Origin of the sequence: Aquimarina sp. 2-A2 (assembly GCF_045505135.1) — a bacterium.
In the GTDB taxonomy this organism is placed as follows: Bacteria; Bacteroidota; Bacteroidia; order Flavobacteriales; family Flavobacteriaceae; genus Aquimarina; species Aquimarina intermedia.
In genome coordinates this window covers 157011-176376 of the sequence record NZ_JBJKFI010000007.1, presented here as the reverse complement: position 1 = coordinate 176376, position 19366 = coordinate 157011, and the positions used below count along the sequence as shown (strand labels likewise).

Genomic DNA, 19366 nt, shown 5'->3' with positions numbered 1-19366 from the left:
GTTTGATTACCATCCGGATAATCTAGATTCTTGAGAAGCTTCAGGAATGGGAAGAATAATGGTGTCTAATATACGTATGCTAATACTCTTGCTCTTATCCTGCATAAATCTTTCTTTAGACTGTTTTATTCTTTGCAGTGTCATTTTCCAAGCTTCATCAGAAATGGGAGCTTGCACTGTACGTGAGTTATTTTCAGTCCATAACAGGATAGAATTGGATGTGGTGGATGAAATTTCAAAATTTTCTGCTTGAATTTGGGAATCCACAGTTTTTATGACAGAGAATTCATTTTGAATATTTTGGGCAAAATTTGAAGAGAAGCACATAATCAAAAACGCATAAAATAATAGATTCTTCATAATTTTGGTTTAAGGCTATATAAAAAGCTGTAAAACGTGGCAAGTTACAAATTGTCAACGTATTACAGCTTTTGTAATAACTAAGATTTTCTTAATTTTATCAGAATCGGCTTAGAACTAGTTGAGCTTAAACGCTTTCTTAACATGGTCTACATAGTCTAGTTTTTCCCATGTAAATAGTTCAACCTCTTTTTCAATTCTACCAGAATACGGGCTTTCAAATACCTTGGTGATAATTTGAGGTTCTTTACCCATATGACCGTAGGCAGCCGTCTCCGTATAAATTGGATTACGTAGTTTTAAGCGTGTTTCAATAGCAGCAGGGCGCATGTCAAAAATATCTTTAACCTGTGCTGCGATTTGACCATCTGTAAGGTCTAAAGCACTAGTACCATAAGTATCTACAAAAATCGAGGTTGGTTCTACAACACCGATAGCATAAGAAACTTGCACCAAAATTTCGTTAGCTACGCCAGCAGCGACAAGATTTTTGGCAATATGTCTGGCAGCATAGGCTGCAGATCGATCTACTTTGCTTGGATCTTTTCCAGAAAAGGCGCCTCCACCATGTGCTCCTTTACCACCATAGGTATCTACTATAATTTTACGTCCAGTCAAACCGGTATCCCCGTGAGGTCCGCCTATAACGAATTTTCCGGTTGGATTGATATGATAGGTGATTTCATCATTAAATAATGCTTGCACATATTCCGGTAATTGTTTTTTAACACGCGGAATCAAAATCTTTATAATATCCTCCTTAATAGTCGCAAGCATAGCATCATCATTCCTGTCAAAGTCATCATGTTGCGTAGAGACTACAATAGCTACAATACGTTGAGGTATATTATCATCGCTATATTCTATGGTAACCTGACTTTTAGAATCAGGGCGTAAATATGAAATATCTTTGCCTTCTCTTCGTAATTGTGCTAATTCGATAAGTATTTTGTGTGAAATATCAAGTGCCAAAGGCATATAATTAGCAGTTTCTTTGGTAGCATATCCAAACATCATCCCTTGATCACCAGCTCCTTGCTCTTCTTTAGATTCTCGATCAACACCTTGATTTATGTCCTGAGATTGTTCATGAATTAAAGATATTACTCCGCAGGAATCACCACTAAATTGATATGCACCTTTAGTATATCCAATTTTATTGATTACTTCTCTAGCAATTTGTTGTACATCCAGATAGGTTTGTGATTTTACTTCTCCGGCTAACACTACTTGACCAGTAGTAACCAAAGTTTCACAAGCCACCTTTGAATTTTCATCAAAAGCTAAAAAATTGTCTAATAATGCATCACTGATTTGATCAGCAACCTTATCTGGGTGTCCTTCAGAAACACTTTCTGAGGTAAATAAATATGCCATTTATAATTGTTTAATGGGAAGATCTTGAAACGATTGCTCAAAAACACATATCAACAAATCTTAGGTTGATAACTGCTTTAGCATTTTATACTCTGTAATACAGTGTAGCCAAATTGTTTGGCTTGTTAGGGTTGCAATCAGTCAAATCTTTCCCTGCTAATAATTCGGGCAAAGTTATGAAAAATGATTAGACCCAAAAGTATTTAACGTATCATTAATTTTTATAAAGGTATTGTAAAAATAAAATGTGGTTACTGATATCTCATATATAAAAATAATTACTAGCTTTGCCATAAGTTTCTTATACATACTTAGTAAGTTATCAAGAAAGGTGGAGGGAATAGACCCTATGAAACCTTAGCAACCCTTTATTCGTAAAGAAGGTGCTAAATTCTATCCAAGCAGTTAATGTGTTTTGGAATAGATAACACGAAACAATTACTTTTCTGGTAATTGATTTTCCTTTCTTTTTAATTTTCTACGCGTTCACACTTTTAAGAGTGTTGATTGTATTTGAATTTTTTTTGACATTTTTTCAGTTAGACCGTGCACAGTCTAAAGATGAAAATATTGTCCTTGTTATTTTGGCATATGCCTAAACTAAAAAATTTAAAAGTTAGAAAATCATGAGTACACAAAATTTTTCAACCCAAGCGCTACATGCAGGACATGATGTAGTATCCAACGGAGGTACAAGAGCAGTACCTATTTATCAAACTACCTCATACGTTTTTAAGGATTCCGATCACGCGGCCAACTTATTTAACCTTAGTGAACCGGGATTTATTTATACCAGATTGAATAATCCTACCAATGATATCTTAGAAAAACGATTAGCTGCACTCGAGGGAGGCATTGGTGCCGTAGTTACTTCATCGGGGACAGCTGCAATCAGTACAACATTATTAACCTTGTTAAAATCCGGAGACCATATTGTTGCTTCAAATAGTTTATATGGAGGCACTTATAACTTGTTAAATGTCACCTTGCCAAGATTCGGTATCACAACGACATTTGTAGATCCTTCAGAAGCAGAAAATTTTGAAGCAGCTATTCAGGAGAATACACGTGTGGTATTTGTGGAATCCTTGGGGAATCCAAAACTGGACGTTTTAGATCTCAAAGCGATCGGAGAGGTGACCAGTCAGGCTAAGATTCCATTTATTGTGGATAATACTGTAGCAACTCCGGCATTATTGAATCCCATTGAACACGGAGCAAATATTGTAATTCATTCGCTAACAAAGTATATAAGTGGCAATGGGACTTCTCTTGGTGGGGCAATTATCGATGCAGGGACATTCGATTGGGCGAGCGGTAGATTTCCTGAGTTTACAGAGCCGTCAAAAGGATATCACGGATTGGTGTATCACGAAGTCTTGGGTAGCGCTGCATTTATTGCAAAAGCACGTATAGAAGGGTTGCGGGATCATGGCGCTGCGTTGAGCCCGTTTAATGCATTTCAAATTCTTCAAGGACTTGAAACTTTATCTATACGTATACAGAAACATAGTCAAAATGCACTAGAACTGGCACAATGGTTACAAGAGCAAGATGAAGTGGCTTGGGTTAATTATCCTGGGTTGCCAAATAACAAGTTTTACAAGCTATCCCAAACGTATTTGCCAAAGGGTCAAAGTGGTATTATCACTTTTGGTAGTAGAGGCGGGTTTGAAGCGGCTAAGGTTATAGCTAATGAAACACAAGTTTTCTCATTACTTGCAAATATTGGAGATTCCAAATCGCTGATCATTCACCCGGCAAGCACTACGCATCAACAGTTGGATGAAGAGCAACAAAAAACTACAGGGGTAACCAAAGATTTGATTCGTTTATCGATAGGTTTAGAGGATATAGAGGATCTTAAACAAGATCTTAAAGTCGCTTTTGGAAAATTAAAAGTGAGTATTTAAAAAAGTTTCAGCGATCAGGATGAGTGGAGTAGATCAAATAACAAGCGTTAAATTGAACAAGGTTACAATTGAAGGTTATAAAACGTCCAAAGGAATCATATTGCCCGGATTTAATCTTTCGTATCAAATATTTGGAAAACCATTGCATACCGCTCCGGTAGTAATGGTGAATCATGCGCTAACCGGAAATAGCACAGTGTGCGGATTTGACGGATGGTGGAACGATTTTGTAGGTTCCAAAAAGTGCATTGACACCGATCGATTTACAGTTCTGGCATTTAATATACCAGGAAACGGTTATCTAGAAGGAAACTCTGATATCTTTCTTAACTATAAAGTCCTTACAGCACGTGATATCGCTTCTATTTTTTTGAAGGGATTACAAATTTTGGAAGTATCTGAGTTATTTGCACTTATCGGAGGCTCTGTAGGCGGGGGAATCGCGTGGGAATTAGCTGTGTTGCAACCGGATTTAATTAAGAATCTGATCCCCATAGCAACTGATTGGAAAGCAACCAACTGGTTAAAGGCGAACTGCACCATACAAGAGCAGATTTTACTGAATTCTGCAAATCCCGTTCATGACGCCCGATTACATGCCATGACGCTTTACAGAACACCGGCATCGATGAAAGCTAAATTTTCTAAAAATAACACGGAAAGTAAACGAAAGTATACGGTAGATAGCTGGTTATTTCATCATGGAGAAAGATTAAAATCACGTTTCGGTTTGGCTTCTTACAAAATGTTAAATTACATTTTATCATCTATTGATATAACAAAGGGGACCGATGATTTTGAAGCTTCTGTAAGCAATCTTACAAGTGATATACACATAGTAAGCATCAATTCGGATGTGTTTTTTACACTGGAGGAGGATGTAGAAACGGTAGAAAGATTGAGGTCGTTGAATAAAAACATTACACATCATATTATAGATTCAATTCATGGACACGATGCTTTTCTTATAGAGTTTGAACAATTGAGTGCTTGCCTGAATACAATATTTAAAGATTAAATAATGAAAATTTTAAAATTTGGAGGAAAATCCTTAGCAAACGGTGAAGGTATCAATGCGGTACTTTCGATTATTGCCGAATGTGCTCATAAAAAGGAGCAAATCGCGGTGGTTCTGTCGGGTAGGGGAAATGCAACCAATGAGTTAGAAAAAATTCTTGATAAGGCAGTAAAAGGGGATGATTATAAAAATGACTGGGAATGTTTTAAAACATATCAAAATATCATTTTAGATGAAGAGTTGCTGGTAGAAGATTTTCAGTTACTGCAAAGAATTTTCGATGGGGTTCAACTCTTAGGAGATTATAGTGAGCGTATAAAAGATCAGGTATTGTCACTGGGAGAGGTGATTTCCGCAAAGACGGTGACCTTTTTACTTAAGGAGAGAGCAATTAATGCAAATTATACGGATAGCCGACTCTTAATAAAAACAGATGCAAGGTTTGGTGAAGCGCAACCATTGGATGCAATTTCGAAAAGCAATGTCCTCCAACATTTTAAGCAGTATAATGGGACAACGGTTAATGTTGTAACTGGTTTTATTGCTTCTAGTGTGAATAATGACACGACTACCTTGGGTAGGAATGGAAGCAATTACACCGCTTCCTTGTTGGCAAATTATCTGGATGCAGAAGAGCTTCAAAATTATACACATGTTAGCGGAATTTATACTGCAAATCCCGAGCTTGTTGCTGATGCGCAACAGATCGATCAATTATCCTTTGCAGAGGCCAATGAGCTAGCCTCTTTTGGAACAGACATTCTTCATGCAAAGACGATCATACCGCTGCTTAATAAGAGTATTCCTTTACGAATATTAAACACTTTTGACCCTTCAAATAAGGGGACCTTAATAACGGCTGCTCAAAGTAATACCGGTATCAAGACACTTTCAGTAATTGAAGATATGACATTGATAAATCTCGAGGGTCGAGGATTGCTCCATAAAGTTGGAGTGGATGCAAGAATTTTTAAAGTCTTGGCAGCCGAAAATATTAGTGTGAGTTTGGTGTCTCAGGGCTCTTCAGAACGTAGTATTGGATTTGCTGTAAAAACAAATAAAGCCCATCAGGCAGCAACAGTATTGGAAAAAGAGTTTGAGAGTGATTTTTATAAACGGGATGTCCATAAAATCACTGTTGAAAAAGATGTTTCAGTTATTTCGATTATTGGACAACAACTTAGTACCTTTCATAAACCCTATACAGCATTAATCAAAAATCAAATTACACCTTTATTATTTAGTAATACTCTAGCTGGCTCGACAGTAAGTTTAGTTGTCAAAAGCAATGAGTTGCATAAAGCGTTAAATGTAATGCATAGCGAAATTTTTGGGGTGGCTAAAAAGATTAACCTTGCAATATTCGGACATGGATTGGTTGGGGGAGCGTTAATTAATCAAATATTAGGCTCTACAAAGGAAATCCAAAAGCGAAAAGGGATTAGTCTAAATATTATAGCCATTGCAAATTCAACGAAAATAGTGCTTGATAAACATGGAATTGAAGAAAACTGGAAAACACGAATAAAGAACGATGGAAGGAGCTATAGCGTAACGGATGTCATTGAGTATGCTAAGAAGCATCACTTGGCGAATTTGATTGCGATTGACAATACAGCAAGCAAAATTTTTACAAATCATTATGAACAACTCGTCTGCAATGGGTTTGATTTAGTGTCTTCTAATAAAATAGCTAACACCCTAAGCTTTGATTCTTATAGAAAGTTAAGGCAGATTTTAGAAGAAAATCAAAAACAATATCGGTATGAAACGAATGTAGGCGCCGGACTTCCTTTAATAGATACCCTTAAATTATTACATCTTTCAGGTGAGAATATCACGAGAATTAAAGGTGTTTTTTCCGGATCACTTAGTTATCTGTTTAATACATATTCAAGTCAGGATAAATCTTTTAGTACAGTATTACAAGAGGCAATCGATAACGGTTTTACAGAACCCGATCCGAGAGAAGATTTATCTGGTAATGATGTAGGGCGTAAACTTTTAATATTAGCCAGAGAGTTGGATTTGCACAATGAACTTGATGAAGTTTTAATTGAGAATTTGATTCCGGAATCGTTGCGAGGTGGTGAGGTTTTAGATTTCCTCTCTAACTTACATACACTCGATGCAGAATTTGCAAAAATTAAAAATGATCAAAAGAAGGAGCATGTATTACGGTATGTAGGAGAATTGCATGGGGATTTATCTCGAGAAAAAGGAATTTTAGAAGTTAAACTAGTATCAGTACCCGTGCAGAGTGCTTTGGGACAAGTAAAAGGCTCAGATTCTATCTTTGAGATATTCACAGAATCTTATGGTGATCAACCGATTGTAATTCAGGGGGCGGGTGCAGGAGCCTCTGTCACTGCCAGAGGTGTATTTGGTGACATCTTACGATTGGCAGAAAGAGGATAATAAAGAGTAACTTTGATGTTCACAATAACTATACATCTGGGTACTACTCCCTATAAAATTTAAACATATGAAAATACAACTGAAACGATTAAATGAAGATTATCACTTTGAATTGCGTAATGAAAGAGGACATGTAACCTACATCGATAACAAGACAGAAACAGGAGGGCATGATCTAGCACCAAGTCCGATGGAATATGTGCTAATGGGGGTTGCAGGATGTAGTGCGATCGATGTGATTTCTATTCTTAAAAAACAACGACAAGATATCACATCCTATAGCGCCGAGGTCGAGGGGGCAAGAGAAAAAATTGGGGGAGCGTCTCCCTTCAAAAAAATTACAGTGACTGTTTTTCTTGAAGGCGATATTGATCCTGAAAAAGCAAAGCGAGCAGCTCAATTATCTTTTGATAAATATTGTTCAGTTTCTAAAACGCTGGAACCAACAGCTAAAATAATATATAAAACAGTGCTCAATAAGAAGGAAGTATGAAACTAAAATATGACAATTTTGAAACCCAGGCAGTGCGTATACAGAATGAAAAAACACAATTTTCTGAACATTCGACACCGCTCTATTTAACGTCGGGATTCGTTTTTGAAGATTCTGAAGAAATGCGTGCAGCATTTGCCGAAGAAAAAGAGCGTAACCTTTATAGTCGTTTTAGCAACCCAAATACTTCAGAGTTTGTGGCAAAAATGTGTCAGTTAGAAGGTGCTGAAGATGGTTTTGCTTTTGCAACGGGCATGTCAGCCGTTTTTTCGACGTTCGCAGCATTACTAAGTAGTGGGGATCATATTGTCTCTTGTCGATCTGTTTTTGGATCTACACATACCTTGTTTACTAAATATTTTCCAAAATGGAATATTGAAACTAGCTATTATACTATTGATCAGGTAGATGAGATAGAAACCTTAATTCAGCCCAACACCAAGGTGTTATATGCTGAAACACCCACGAATCCAGGGGTTGATATTGTAGACTTGGAGTTATTGTCGAGAATAGCCAAAAAATATAATCTACTACTGATTATTGATAATTGTTTTGCAACGCCCTACCTCCAACAACCTATCAAGTTTGGAGCAGATTTGGTAATCCATTCGGCTACCAAACTAATTGATGGTCAGGGACGAGTATTAGGAGGGGTTACCGTGGGGCGTAAAGAATTAATTCGGGAGATATATTTATTTTCTCGCAATACAGGTCCGGCATTATCCCCTTTTAATGCTTGGGTGTTATCAAAAAGTTTGGAAACACTCGCAGTGCGTGTTGAAAAACACTGTCAGAATGCGCATACATTAGCTAAGTTTTTAGAGCAACATCCTAATGTTAATTGGGTGAAGTACCCTTTTCTACCGTCTCATCCCAAATTTGAAATTGCCAAGAAGCAAATGCTTTTAGGGGGCAATATTATTTCTTTTGAAGTAAAAGGAGGTGTATATGGCGGTAAAACTTTTTTTGATGCCATCCAACTATGTTCGTTATCAGCGAATTTAGGAGATACCCGAACGATTGTCACGCATCCCGCGTCAACAACGCACAGTAAATTAGCACAGGAGGATAAAAATGCCGTGGGTATTACTGACGGCTTGGTACGATGCTCAGTAGGGCTAGAGCATATTGATGATATTATTGGAGATATTGATCGGGCGTTACAAGGCATAAAAAAAGGTTGAGTATAACCCAACCTTTTTTATATCATTTGTAAATTTTATTTTCTTTTTAAAGTATAAACTGCTGTTCCCTCAAGTTCAAAAGGGAAACCAGATACTTGTAACGTTCGGTTCAGTTTAATTTCAAATATTAAAGTAGTAGTGTCCAATGTCAAAACATTCGCAATATCTGTTTGCTCCAAAGCTTCATTAGTAATAGTGAGTTTGTCCCCTTCTAATTTCCAGGTACCTGTGATAAGATAGTCTTCTCCAGGGACCTCTTGGGTAAATGCGGTGACTCCATCTGCTGACATTTCTATAACCGTATCAAAACTTCCACTACTAATAAGTGTATTCGGATTTTCAGAAAAAGTGATTACGCTCGCAAAATTCTTACCGGTTGAGGAATAATCCATTACCGATGTTTGGCCTTGAACGCTTAGCGTACTTTTACCATCAGCAATTTCAAAGTTTGTAAGATCCCAATCTCCAGCAATTAGTGAAGCAGAGGTGTTCGGCTCTGAATCTCCATCGTCTTTACTACAAGAAATAAAAGTTAATGCTAAGAATAAGGTAATAAGATAAGTTGATTTTTTCATCATAAATAATTTTAAAGCTCCAAAGTTAGTTTAAAAATCGATTTTTCCTACATACTTTGAGGTAGAGATCATTTTTTTTTATTTTCCTAAAGAGTTTCAAATAAAATATACTACATTTGTTATCCTACTAATCCGATAGGGTAATAGGGTTAATGAAGGAATAAGATGATTTTAGATCAAATGATATTAGAAAAAGTAGCTGCAAAAAAGACTACCTATCAAAAGGATAGCGTTTCAGAATCTCCGGTGCGTAGTATTGCGAAAGCAGTTAGTTGGAGGGTCATTGGAACTTTAGATACCTTATTGATATCCTATATATTGACGGGAGAAATAGTTTTGGCAACATCTATTGCATCCGTTGATTTTGTTACAAAAATGATTTTATATTTTTTTCACGAACGTTTATGGAACTTGATAAAATGGGGGAAGTAATTGCTTAGGCAAAAACAAGAAGAATCCATTTTTTTTGATTTTCTGAAACACCTTGGGAAATAAATTGCAAAGAAAAAGAGAGAAAAAGAAACAGCATGAAATTTACTGAAAACGAATTAGTAGCATTAAATGAAAGTTTTAGGAATAAAACACCTTTAGAAGTAGCACAATGGGCCATTAGTCATGCGGATCGCCCCGTTGTTACTACTAATTTCAGACCCTATGAAGCGTCAATTTTACAGGTTTGTGTTGATGCTAAAAAAGATATTCCTGTAATCTGGTGCGATTCAGGTTACAATACGCCTCAAACATATAGGCATGCTGAGGAAGTAATTGCTCAGCTCGGACTGAATATTAAATTATACGTACCCAAACAAACAACTGCACATCGTGATGTTGTTTTGGGAGTTCCCGGAATTGATGATCCAAAACATCAAAAATTCACAGAACAAGTAAAGTTAGAACCGTTTAAACGCGCTATGAGCGAGTATACACCTGATGTTTGGTTTACAAACTTAAGAAAAGGTCAAACCGCGTTGAGAGATAGTTTAGATATTTTGAGTTATGGGGGAGATGGCGTACTCAAAGTAAGCCCTTTTTATCATTATAGTGATGCCGAGCTAGATGCCTACTTGTCAAAGAATGATTTGCCTAATGAATTTAAATATTTTGACCCGACCAAAGTATTAGAGAATAGAGAATGTGGGATACACACCAACTAACCAAGATGAAGAATAGACCAACTATGGAAGTATTAGAAAAAAAAGTTTTAGAGGCTCAAACAGATACAGGTGCCCGATTAAATGTAGCGCATCTTGAGAGTGAAGCTATATATATATTTAGAGAAGTTGTAGCTCAGTTTGAAAAACCCGTGTTACTCTTTTCTGGTGGAAAAGACTCGATTACTTTAGTTCGCTTGGCGCAGAAAGCCTTCTATCCTGCAAAAATTCCTTTTCCCTTACTTCATATCGATACCGGACACAATTTTCCTGAAACTATAGAGTTTCGCGATAGATTAGTTAAAGAATTAGGTGTCGAACTTATTGTGCGTAATGTTCAGGATGCCATTGATCAAGGCAAAGTAGTCGAAGAAAAAGGGAAGTATGCAAGTCGTAATAGTTTGCAAACGACGACGCTGCTCGATGCTTTAGAAGAATTTAAATTTGATGCTGCTATTGGTGGGGCACGACGTGATGAAGAAAAAGCACGAGCCAAAGAACGTATATTCTCGGTACGGGATGATTTTGGGCAGTGGGATGAAAAAAATCAACGTCCCGAATTATTTGATCATCTAAATGGAAAAATTGAGTTAGGTCAAAATGTACGTGTTTTTCCAATTAGTAATTGGACAGAGCTTGATGTTTGGAGCTATATCGAAGAAGAACACATTGAAATTCCATCAATATATTTTGCACATAAGCGTAAAACATTTCTTAGGGATGGGATGATTTGGTCTGCCGAAGATGCAGTGGTATATCGGGAATCTGATGAAGTGGTAGAGGAGCGAATGGTTCGCTTTAGAACGGTTGGTGATATGTCATGCACCGCAGCTGTACTCTCTGATGCTGTTTCCATTCAAAAAGTGGTGGCCGAAATAAGAGATTCTAAAATTTCTGAGCGTGGTGCACGAATCGATGATAAACGTTCTGAGGCTGCAATGGAAAAACGTAAACAACAAGGATACTTCTAGGGTTCTCTTTTCTATAAGAACAGAAAATCTCCAACAAATATTTATAAATACAAACTCAATAGAGTACAAATATAAAAGCTATGGACGTATTAAAAATAGCGACAGCTGGTAGTGTAGATGATGGTAAAAGTACCTTGATTGGTAGAATTTTATATGACACCAAATCATTAACTACTGATAAACTGGAAGCCATTGAAACTAAAAGTAAAGCCAATGGTTTCGATTATTTAGATTTTTCATTAGCAACCGATGGTTTGGTAGCAGAGCGTGAGCAAGGAATAACGATTGATGTGGCTCATATCTATTTCTCTACACGTAAAAAAAGTTATATCATCGCCGATACCCCTGGTCATATTGAATATACACGTAATATGGTTACGGGAGCGTCTACTTCTCAAGCTTCCATTATTTTAGTGGATGCAAGAAAGGGAGTGATCGAACAGACCTACAGACATTTCTTTATTAATAATTTACTTCGCGTAAAAGATATTATTGTTGCCATTAATAAAATGGATTTAGTAGATTTTTCTGAAGATACATTTAACGCTGTAAAAGCAGACTTTCAAAAATTGATTGACAAGAGTGCCTACGCCGAGCAGAATATAACGTTTATTCCTGTCAGCGCTCTACAAGGCGACAATGTCGTTGAGAAATCAGCAAATACATCTTGGTATTCTGGAGAAACCTTACTAGAGCATTTAGAAGCACTGAACGCTCAAGATCTTTACGAAGTATCGCAGGTGCGTTTTCCAGTACAAACCGTTATCCGTCCCAAAAAGGATGAATTTCATGATTTTAGAGGCTATGCCGGTAAATTATATGGGGGCGATCTCTCTGTTGGGGATGATATTACCGTATTACCTTCCTTGACAACTTCAAAAGTCAAAGAAATTCATTTTTTTGATAAGCAGTTTGACACGGCAAGTCGTGGCAGCTCCTTTGTGCTGACTTTAGATGATGATGTGAATGTTAGTAGAGGGGATATGATTGTTAAATCCGATGAGAAGCCACAAGTAGCTAAGCAACTCACTGCCACTGTCTGTTGGATGGATAGTAAAAACCTTGTTCCCGGAGCTAATTATTTTCTGCAGAGTGGAAGTAACAGAATACTGTCTAAGATCAAAGCAATTCATGGACAGGTTGCCACCGATTTCTCTAACATTGATGAATCAACTAATGCGTTACAGCTCAATGAAATTGGAAGTGTAACAATTCAATTAAGTAAACCTTTGGCTTTTGATAGTTATAAAAACAATAAGGCTTCAGGTTCTTTTATACTTATTGACGCACAAACAAATACTACTGCAGGTGTTGGTTTTATTGATTAGAATATCATGCTGATAATCCAAGTGTTTTAATGAATTTATAAGTAGGAATAGTTCATATACAAAAGTCATACATACATCCTTTTTTAAGGAAAAAATATCAAAACAAAATGCAAAGTTTTAGAACTGAAATAGAAAATCCCGTAGTTGAAAAGGATATTTTGGAATTAGCCAATAAAATCGAACTTTTCAAGAATGGCAAGGTGGACGAAGAAAAATTTAGAAGTCTTCGTTTAGCCAGAGGGGTGTATGGACAACGACAAGAAGGCGTACAAATGATCCGTATCAAGTTACCATACGGTAAAGTAACGTCTAATCAGCTAAGAAGAATTAGTGAAGTGTCTGACGAGTATTCACGGGGACGCTTACATATTACTACACGACAAGATATTCAGATTCATTATGTGGATCTAGATCGTACTCCAGAATTGTGGGCAGCGTTAGAAAAAGACGATATTACTCTTAGAGAAGCATGTGGTAATACAGTGCGTAATGTGACCGCCTCAGAGACCGCAGGGATAGATCCAAACGAGCCGTTTGATGTTTCCCCTTATGCTCATGCTGTGTTTCAATATTTTCTTAGAAATCCAATAAGTCAGGAAATGGGGCGTAAGTTTAAAGTTTCCTTTTCCGGAACCGATGAAGATACAGGACTTTCTTACATGCACGACCTTGGGTTTATAGCCAAAATGGAGAATGGAATTAGAGGATTTAAAGTAATGTTAGGTGGTGGCCTCGGTTCACAACCACGTCATGCAGATGTTTTTTATGAATTTTTAGCTACCGATAAAATAATCCCTTTGATGGAAGGCGTCGTACGTATTTTTGACCGTCATGGCGAAAGAAAAAGTAGGGCGAAGGCGCGAATGAAATTTCTAATAAAGGATATAGGTCTGGAGGCTTTCAGAAGACTTGTTGAAGAAGAACAACTTGCTATTCCGCAAAAAAGTGTGATTATTGATGCTGAGGCATATAAAATCTCAGTGCCCAAAAAGATAGTTGCTCCCAAGGTTGAAATTGCAGACCAAAAAGCGTTTGAACTTTGGAAATCAACCAATGTAATACCGCAAAAACAAGAGGGATATGTAGCTATTGGTATCAAAGTGCTTCTCGGGGATTTTTATACTGATAAAGCACGCTTGCTCGCAGATTTAATTGATAAATATGCTGCAGGAGAGCTACGTTTATCCTTACGCCAAAATATTTTGATTCCGCATGTCCATGAGGATTTGGTACCTGGGGTCTATACAATTTTAGAAAAACTAGGCTTTGCCGCTCCCGGTTATAACAAAGCGATTGATATTACAGCATGTCCGGGAACGGATACATGTAATTTAGGTATTGCAAGTAGTACAGGGATCGCCGAGGAATTGGAGCGTATAATCAAATTAGAGTACCCGCAATATCTGGAAAAAGATGATATGGTTATCAAGATCAGTGGCTGTATGAACGCTTGTGGACAGCATAATATGGCCAATATTGGCTTTCAGGGAATGTCCGTTCGTACCAAAGATAAATTAGTCGCACCGGCCTTACAAGTATTGCTTGGGGGTGGAAATATGGGTGATGGAAACGGACGTTTTGCAGATAAAGTAGTTAAGATTCCCAGTAGAAGAGGACCGGAAGCTTTGCGTCGAATTTTGGATGATTTTGAGAAAAATAGTTCCGGTATTCCCTTTATGGACTATTATCAACAGAAAGGAGAGAAATACTTTTATGAGTTACTTACCGATTTATCAAATATTGAGAATCTAACGCAGGAGGATTTTATTGACTGGGGTAATGAAGAGAAATATGTAAAAGAAATAGGGATTGGCGAATGTGCAGGTGTAGTAATCGATTTGATAGAAACATTATTTCTGGAGAGTGAAGAGAAAGTAGAAAATGCAGAAGAATCTTTAGTTGACAATATTTATTCTGACGCTATTTATCATGCGTATAGCGCGTTGGTAAATTCTGCAAAAGCCTTGCTACTGGCAGAGAATAAAAAAACCAATACCCATGCAGGAATCATCAGTCAATTTGATGAAGAGTTTGTAACAACCGGTAAAATTGCCTTGAGTACTACATTTTCGTCGCTGGCATATCAAATTAAGGAGAATGCGCCGACAAAAGAGTTTGCACTTTCTTATATAAAAGCAACCCAGGAATTTATAGCAAAGGCTAGAAGTTTGAGAACATCAGAAATTACCGCTTAGCTAAAATTTAGAGCAATTGACTATGAAAACAAAGATAAATAGTAATGTGGATACAGATCGTCAAGGAGTATTGACCGTTGTTGGTGCAGGACCGGGAGACCCTGAACTGATCACATTGAAGGCAATTCATGCTTTACGTAGTGCAGATGTAGTACTATATGATGCACTGATGAATGAGGCTTTGCTAGCATATGCGCCCAAGCATAGCGAAAAGATTTTTGTTGGTAAACGTAAAGGTTGTTATGCGTATCAACAAGCACAAATCAATGAATTAATTATTGATCGTGCAAAAAGCCTCAAACATGTAGTCCGTCTCAAAGGAGGTGATCCTTTCATCTTTGGTCGTGGTGCGGAAGAAATTGACGAAGCCCAAAAACATGGTATCGAGACGGCTGTGGTGCCTGGTATTTCTTCAGCCCTTGCTGTTCCTGCATATCAGGGGATTCCGCTGACAAAACGCGGAGCAGCAGAAAGCTTTTGGGTTATTACAGGAACTACAAAATCTCATAAACTATCTGGCGATGTGCAACTGGCAGCACAATCCAATGCGACGGTGGTAATTTTAATGGGAATGAGTAAGTTGAGTGAAATAGTTAGTATCTTTGCTGCCCAAAATAAAGCTAATATGCCGGTCGCTGTTATACAAAATGGCACAACCATACACGAGAAGTTTGGGATAGGAACGATTGATTCTATTGAGCATATTGTGGAAGAGAAAAATTTTTCTTCCCCGGCAATAATCGTCATAGGAGAAGTGGTTGCTCAAAGAAGTTTTTTGTCTGTGAAAGATAGATTTCTTCAAAATTTACAAGCAGAAGTGTATCATGATAGTAAAGTAAGGAGTTGGTGATGAAAGAAGCTGTACAGCATAATAAAGATACTACACTACAGGAGGATTCTCACTCTAGCCGTAACAATTTGTATCCAATCTTTCTAAAAGTTAAGCAATTAGAAGTTCTAATTGTTGGTGGGGGCAATGTAGCTTTAGAAAAACTTACGTTTCTTTTAAAATCAAGTCCTGATGCTCAGGTAACTATGATTTCACCAATGTTTAGAGAAGAAACAAAAACTTTAGCAGATCGTTTTGGAGTTACATTGGTAACCAAAAATTATAAAAAACGTTTTCTCAGAGGTAAGCATATCGTGATTGCTACGACAGACAAACCAGAGGTCAATACGACGGTATATAGAGATTGTCGAAAAAGAGCTATCTTAGTGAATGTTGCAGATAATCCACCCTATTGTGATTTTTATATGGGAGGAATTGTAACCAAGGGGAATGTTAAGGTCGCAATATCCACGAATGGACAATCACCGACTACAGCAAAGCGGTTACGTCAATTTTTTGAGGAAGTGATTCCCGAAAACATAGATGACCTGGTAAAAAATTTGAACGAATATAGAAAAACAATACAAGGTGATTTTGAACAAAAAGTTGAAATATTAAACGAATTCACCAAAGGATTAATAGGAAAAAAAGAAGTTGAAAATGATCAAAACTGATATATTAATAATTGGCGCCGGACCTACAGGTTTATTTACAGTATTTGAAGCAGGGTTACTTAAGCTTAAAACGCATCTAATTGACGCTTTACCACAACCAGGAGGACAGTGTGCCGAAATCTATCCTAAAAAACCGATTTATGATATCCCCGGATTTCCTGAGATTTTAGCGGGAGATCTGGTCAACAATTTAATGGAACAAATCAAACCTTTTGAGCCTGGATTTACACTGGGCGAAAGGGCGCAAACAATCGAGAGACTGGAAGATGACACTTTTGTTGTAACTACAAATAAAGGAACAAAACATAATGCACCTGTCATAGCTATTGCAGGAGGATTAGGTTCTTTTGAGCCACGTAAACCACCGATTCCAAATATTGATCTATATGAAGATAATGGAGTAGCCTACATTATTAGAGATCCAGAGGTGTATCGTGATAAGAGAGTGGTTATTGCAGGTGGGGGTGATTCAGCATTAGACTGGTCCATTTTTTTGGCAGATGTTGCCAGTGAAGTAACTCTTGTTCATAGACGTAACGAATTTCGTGGAGCACTTGACTCTGTCGAACGTGTTGCAGAATTATCAAAACTAGGGAAAGTAAATCTTATTACTGAAGCAGAAGTAAAGGAGTTGAAAGGAGATGAGAAATTAACCGCCGTGGGAATTCGTCATAAAACTGAAGGAGATATTCATTTTGAGACTGATTATTTTATTCCCTTATTCGGATTATCTCCAAAGTTAGGACCTATCGCAGATTGGGGGTTAGAAATCGAAAAGAATGCTATCAAAGTCGATAATTCGTACGATTATCAAACCAATGTTCCCGGGATATACGCCATTGGAGATGTAAATACATATAAAGGAAAGCTGAAACTAATCCTGTCCGGTTTTCATGAAGCTGCTATTATGTGTCAAAGCGCTTACCAACGTATTTTTCCGGATAAAAAATATGTGATGAAATATACAACAGTTGGTGGAGTAGAAGGTTTTGATGGAACTAAAAAAGAAGCCAAAAAAGAAGTTGTGAAATCTATCAACTAGACAATAAAATACTAGCATACATGCAGGAAGGATTCTATCTCAGAATCCTTCTTTTTAATGAACTCATTCCTGGTGATAATCTAAAAGTCAAGATGAGTTCAGTATCTTTGAATAAGAAATCAAAATATTTTAGTTACCTACAAGTTATTACTAGATGTCAGATATCACGATAAAAATAAAAGATAGAGAAGGTGTGGTACACGAAGTGCAGGCTCCAACCGATATGGCAATGAATATTATGGAGGTTTGTAAAGCATACGAGTTACCGGTAGAAGGAACTTGTGGCGGGATGGCAATGTGTGCTTCTTGTCAATGCTATGTTTTATCAGATCATCCATTACCAGAGATGGGATACGATGAAGATATGATGCTGGCAGAGGCTTTCTATGTTGAAGATAACAGTCGTTTAGGGTGTCAAATTCCGATTACTCAGGAATTGGATGGATTGGAGATTGAATTAGCGCCAGAATCATAATAACATAGTTTATAAAAACTATACGTTTATATAATTCAAAATAAAGTTGCATAACACAAAGCTATATCCTTACTTTGTGCTATAAGATCAATAGTTATATTGATTAGTTCTTAAGTATATTTAAATGTTATCAAGAAAGGCGGAGGGAATAGACCCTGCGAAGCCTTAGCAACCCTTTATCTGTTAAAGAAGGTGCTACATTCTATCCCTTAGGGAATAGATAACTCAGATTCATAGTATTGTATACTATGCTTTTCCTTGTTTTTTCTTGATACGCATGATAACCATATACTAATTTGTTGTGGTTTTTTTTAATATTAATAGGTCTCTTTTGAGCCCTCAAAGTTGTGTATGAAAGATATTTCTAAAGTTTTAAAGGATCGAATTTTAATTTTGGATGGCGCCATGGGCACCATGTTACAACGTCATAAATTTAGCGAAGCAGATTTTAGAGGTGAGCGGTTCAAAGATTGGCCTGTGCCATTACAGGGTAATAATGATTTATTGAGTCTTACCCAGCCAAAAGTGATTAAAGATATCCATTCCTATTATTTTGAAGTTGGGGCTGATATCGTTGAGACGAATACTTTTTCTGGAACTACCATTGCCATGGCTGATTACCAAATGGAAGATTTAGTATATGAACTCAATTTTGAATCCGCTAGAATTGCTAAAGAAGCTGCCGACGAATTTACAGAAAAGGAACCTGAGAAACCCAGGTTTGTTGCCGGATCTATAGGACCAACGAATCGAACAGCAAGTATGTCGCCTGATGTAAACGATCCGGGCTACCGTGCAGTAACTTTTGATGAACTAAAGAAAGCCTATGCTTTGCAGGTAAATGCTTTAATGGACGGAGGAGTGGATGTGTTGTTGGTAGAAACCGTATTTGATACACTCAATGCAAAAGCAGCTCTTTTTGCGATTGAAGAAATAAAAGAGGAGCGAGATAGTAGTATTCCTATAATGATAAGTGGCACGATAACAGATGCTAGTGGGAGAACGCTTTCTGGTCAAACGGCAGAAGCTTTTTTAATCTCTGTTTCCCATATTCCACTGCTTTCTGTTGGATTCAATTGCGCACTTGGTGCCAGTCAACTCACCCCGCATCTGGAAGTTCTGGCTCAAAAAACATCGTTTGGGGTCTCTGCACACCCGAACGCCGGTCTACCTAATCCTTTTGGAGCGTATGACGAAACTCCCGAACAGATGGCATCCCAAATTAAGGAATATTTGGAAAAAGGATTAGTGAATATAGTTGGGGGCTGTTGCGGAACCACACCAGAACATATAAAAGCCATTGCTGAGATAGCCTCAAAATATCAACCAAGACAAGTGCGTACTATAAAAAGTATTTAAACAC

At 37.3% G+C, this 19366-nt stretch carries 18 protein-coding genes and 2 riboswitches; of the genes, 15 read left to right on the top strand and 3 right to left on the bottom strand.

The features are described 5' to 3' along the window. Positions 1–6 precede the first annotated feature (6 nt). Entirely contained in the window at positions 7–360 is a 354-nt protein-coding gene (locus ACJRPK_RS15690; protein WP_407141361.1) for a hypothetical protein, read from the bottom strand. 117 nt (positions 361–477) lie between these two features. Continuing rightward, positions 478–1737, bottom strand: a complete 1260-nt coding sequence (gene metK / locus ACJRPK_RS15685) for a methionine adenosyltransferase (RefSeq protein ID WP_407141359.1) — start codon at positions 1735–1737, stop codon at positions 478–480. A 316-nt stretch (positions 1738–2053) separates the two neighbouring features. Further along, a riboswitch (SAM riboswitch) is annotated at positions 2054–2168 on the top strand. Positions 2169–2363: 195 nt separating this feature from the next. Between metK and ACJRPK_RS15680 the strand changes: the two genes are divergently transcribed. The 5 genes from ACJRPK_RS15680 to ACJRPK_RS15660 all read left to right on the top strand — a co-directional run bounded on the left by ACJRPK_RS15680 (position 2364) and on the right by ACJRPK_RS15660 (position 8763). Further along, positions 2364–3650: an O-acetylhomoserine aminocarboxypropyltransferase/cysteine synthase family protein gene (locus tag ACJRPK_RS15680; RefSeq protein ID WP_407141357.1), complete on the top strand. Its 1287-nt coding sequence runs from the start codon at positions 2364–2366 to the stop codon at positions 3648–3650. Positions 3651–3669: 19 nt separating this feature from the next. Continuing rightward, on the top strand, positions 3670–4668 hold the full coding sequence (locus ACJRPK_RS15675) for an alpha/beta fold hydrolase (RefSeq protein WP_407141355.1): 999 nt from the start codon (positions 3670–3672) through the stop codon (positions 4666–4668). Between the two features lie 3 nt (positions 4669–4671). Beyond that, on the top strand, positions 4672–7086 hold the full coding sequence (gene thrA / locus ACJRPK_RS15670; RefSeq protein ID WP_407141353.1) for a bifunctional aspartate kinase/homoserine dehydrogenase I: 2415 nt from the start codon (positions 4672–4674) through the stop codon (positions 7084–7086). 67 nt (positions 7087–7153) lie between these two features. Further along, entirely contained in the window at positions 7154–7579 is a 426-nt protein-coding gene (locus ACJRPK_RS15665) for an OsmC family protein (protein WP_407141351.1), read from the top strand. After that, complete coding sequence (locus ACJRPK_RS15660) at positions 7576–8763, top strand: trans-sulfuration enzyme family protein (RefSeq protein ID WP_407141349.1); 1188 nt, start codon at positions 7576–7578, stop codon at positions 8761–8763. The genes ACJRPK_RS15665 and ACJRPK_RS15660 overlap by 4 nt, the downstream gene beginning before the upstream one ends. 35 nt (positions 8764–8798) lie before the next feature. Here the strand turns inward: ACJRPK_RS15660 and ACJRPK_RS15655 are convergent, their stop codons facing one another. Further along, positions 8799–9338, bottom strand: a complete 540-nt coding sequence (locus tag ACJRPK_RS15655; RefSeq protein ID WP_407141347.1) for a lipocalin family protein — start codon at positions 9336–9338, stop codon at positions 8799–8801. A 165-nt stretch (positions 9339–9503) separates the two neighbouring features. On the opposite strand from ACJRPK_RS15655, the gene ACJRPK_RS15650 reads away from it, so the two are divergent. From ACJRPK_RS15650 to ACJRPK_RS15605, 10 genes are all read left to right on the top strand, one after another. Beyond that, positions 9504–9770, top strand: a complete 267-nt coding sequence (locus ACJRPK_RS15650) for a DUF2061 domain-containing protein (RefSeq protein WP_211356686.1) — start codon at positions 9504–9506, stop codon at positions 9768–9770. 95 nt (positions 9771–9865) lie between these two features. Then, positions 9866–10492, top strand: coding sequence for a phosphoadenosine phosphosulfate reductase family protein (locus ACJRPK_RS15645; RefSeq protein ID WP_407141345.1), 627 nt, complete (start codon positions 9866–9868; stop codon positions 10490–10492). Positions 10493–10515: 23 nt separating this feature from the next. Further along, on the top strand, positions 10516–11460 hold the full coding sequence (cysD, locus tag ACJRPK_RS15640; protein ID WP_407141428.1) for a sulfate adenylyltransferase subunit CysD: 945 nt from the start codon (positions 10516–10518) through the stop codon (positions 11458–11460). 80 nt (positions 11461–11540) lie between these two features. Beyond that, positions 11541–12788: a sulfate adenylyltransferase subunit 1 gene (locus tag ACJRPK_RS15635; protein ID WP_407141343.1), complete on the top strand. Its 1248-nt coding sequence runs from the start codon at positions 11541–11543 to the stop codon at positions 12786–12788. A 107-nt stretch (positions 12789–12895) separates the two neighbouring features. Continuing rightward, positions 12896–14983: a HEPN domain-containing protein gene (locus ACJRPK_RS15630; protein WP_407141341.1), complete on the top strand. Its 2088-nt coding sequence runs from the start codon at positions 12896–12898 to the stop codon at positions 14981–14983. Between the two features lie 22 nt (positions 14984–15005). Beyond that, positions 15006–15833: a uroporphyrinogen-III C-methyltransferase gene (gene cobA / locus ACJRPK_RS15625; RefSeq protein ID WP_407141339.1), complete on the top strand. Its 828-nt coding sequence runs from the start codon at positions 15006–15008 to the stop codon at positions 15831–15833. Continuing rightward, positions 15833–16486, top strand: coding sequence for a bifunctional precorrin-2 dehydrogenase/sirohydrochlorin ferrochelatase (locus ACJRPK_RS15620; RefSeq protein ID WP_407141337.1), 654 nt, complete (start codon positions 15833–15835; stop codon positions 16484–16486). The genes cobA and ACJRPK_RS15620 overlap by 1 nt, the downstream gene beginning before the upstream one ends. Continuing rightward, positions 16473–17528, top strand: coding sequence for an NAD(P)/FAD-dependent oxidoreductase (locus ACJRPK_RS15615; protein WP_407141335.1), 1056 nt, complete (start codon positions 16473–16475; stop codon positions 17526–17528). The genes ACJRPK_RS15620 and ACJRPK_RS15615 overlap by 14 nt, the downstream gene beginning before the upstream one ends. Positions 17529–17682: 154 nt before the next feature. Next, the gene (locus ACJRPK_RS15610) at positions 17683–18003 is read left to right on the top strand and encodes a 2Fe-2S iron-sulfur cluster-binding protein (protein ID WP_148781521.1); all 321 of its coding nucleotides are present in this window, start codon (positions 17683–17685) and stop codon (positions 18001–18003) included. A 124-nt stretch (positions 18004–18127) separates the two neighbouring features. Then, a riboswitch (SAM riboswitch) is annotated at positions 18128–18230 on the top strand. A gap of 124 nt (positions 18231–18354) precedes the next feature. Beyond that, a complete protein-coding gene (locus ACJRPK_RS15605; protein ID WP_407141333.1) occupies positions 18355–19362 on the top strand; it encodes a homocysteine S-methyltransferase family protein in 1008 nt (335 codons plus the stop codon). The last annotated feature ends 4 nt before the right edge of the window (positions 19363–19366 follow it).

What these genes read in the sequence shown, in the direction of transcription:
- ACJRPK_RS15690 (WP_407141361.1), bottom strand. Translation starts at nt 360, where the DNA reads ATGAAGAATCTATTATTTTATGCGTTTTTGATTATGTGCTTCTCTTCA.
- metK (WP_407141359.1), bottom strand. Translation starts at nt 1,737, where the DNA reads ATGGCATATTTATTTACCTCAGAAAGTGTTTCTGAAGGACACCCAGAT.
- ACJRPK_RS15680 (WP_407141357.1), top strand. Translation starts at nt 2,364, where the DNA reads ATGAGTACACAAAATTTTTCAACCCAAGCGCTACATGCAGGACATGAT.
- ACJRPK_RS15675 (WP_407141355.1), top strand. Translation starts at nt 3,670, where the DNA reads ATGAGTGGAGTAGATCAAATAACAAGCGTTAAATTGAACAAGGTTACA.
- thrA (WP_407141353.1), top strand. Translation starts at nt 4,672, where the DNA reads ATGAAAATTTTAAAATTTGGAGGAAAATCCTTAGCAAACGGTGAAGGT.
- ACJRPK_RS15665 (WP_407141351.1), top strand. Translation starts at nt 7,154, where the DNA reads ATGAAAATACAACTGAAACGATTAAATGAAGATTATCACTTTGAATTG.
- ACJRPK_RS15660 (WP_407141349.1), top strand. Translation starts at nt 7,576, where the DNA reads ATGAAACTAAAATATGACAATTTTGAAACCCAGGCAGTGCGTATACAG.
- ACJRPK_RS15655 (WP_407141347.1), bottom strand. Translation starts at nt 9,338, where the DNA reads ATGAAAAAATCAACTTATCTTATTACCTTATTCTTAGCATTAACTTTT.
- ACJRPK_RS15650 (WP_211356686.1), top strand. Translation starts at nt 9,504, where the DNA reads ATGATTTTAGATCAAATGATATTAGAAAAAGTAGCTGCAAAAAAGACT.
- ACJRPK_RS15645 (WP_407141345.1), top strand. Translation starts at nt 9,866, where the DNA reads ATGAAATTTACTGAAAACGAATTAGTAGCATTAAATGAAAGTTTTAGG.
- cysD (WP_407141428.1), top strand. Translation starts at nt 10,516, where the DNA reads ATGGAAGTATTAGAAAAAAAAGTTTTAGAGGCTCAAACAGATACAGGT.
- ACJRPK_RS15635 (WP_407141343.1), top strand. Translation starts at nt 11,541, where the DNA reads ATGGACGTATTAAAAATAGCGACAGCTGGTAGTGTAGATGATGGTAAA.
- ACJRPK_RS15630 (WP_407141341.1), top strand. Translation starts at nt 12,896, where the DNA reads ATGCAAAGTTTTAGAACTGAAATAGAAAATCCCGTAGTTGAAAAGGAT.
- cobA (WP_407141339.1), top strand. Translation starts at nt 15,006, where the DNA reads ATGAAAACAAAGATAAATAGTAATGTGGATACAGATCGTCAAGGAGTA.
- ACJRPK_RS15620 (WP_407141337.1), top strand. Translation starts at nt 15,833, where the DNA reads ATGAAAGAAGCTGTACAGCATAATAAAGATACTACACTACAGGAGGAT.
- ACJRPK_RS15615 (WP_407141335.1), top strand. Translation starts at nt 16,473, where the DNA reads ATGATCAAAACTGATATATTAATAATTGGCGCCGGACCTACAGGTTTA.
- ACJRPK_RS15610 (WP_148781521.1), top strand. Translation starts at nt 17,683, where the DNA reads ATGTCAGATATCACGATAAAAATAAAAGATAGAGAAGGTGTGGTACAC.
- ACJRPK_RS15605 (WP_407141333.1), top strand. Translation starts at nt 18,355, where the DNA reads ATGAAAGATATTTCTAAAGTTTTAAAGGATCGAATTTTAATTTTGGAT.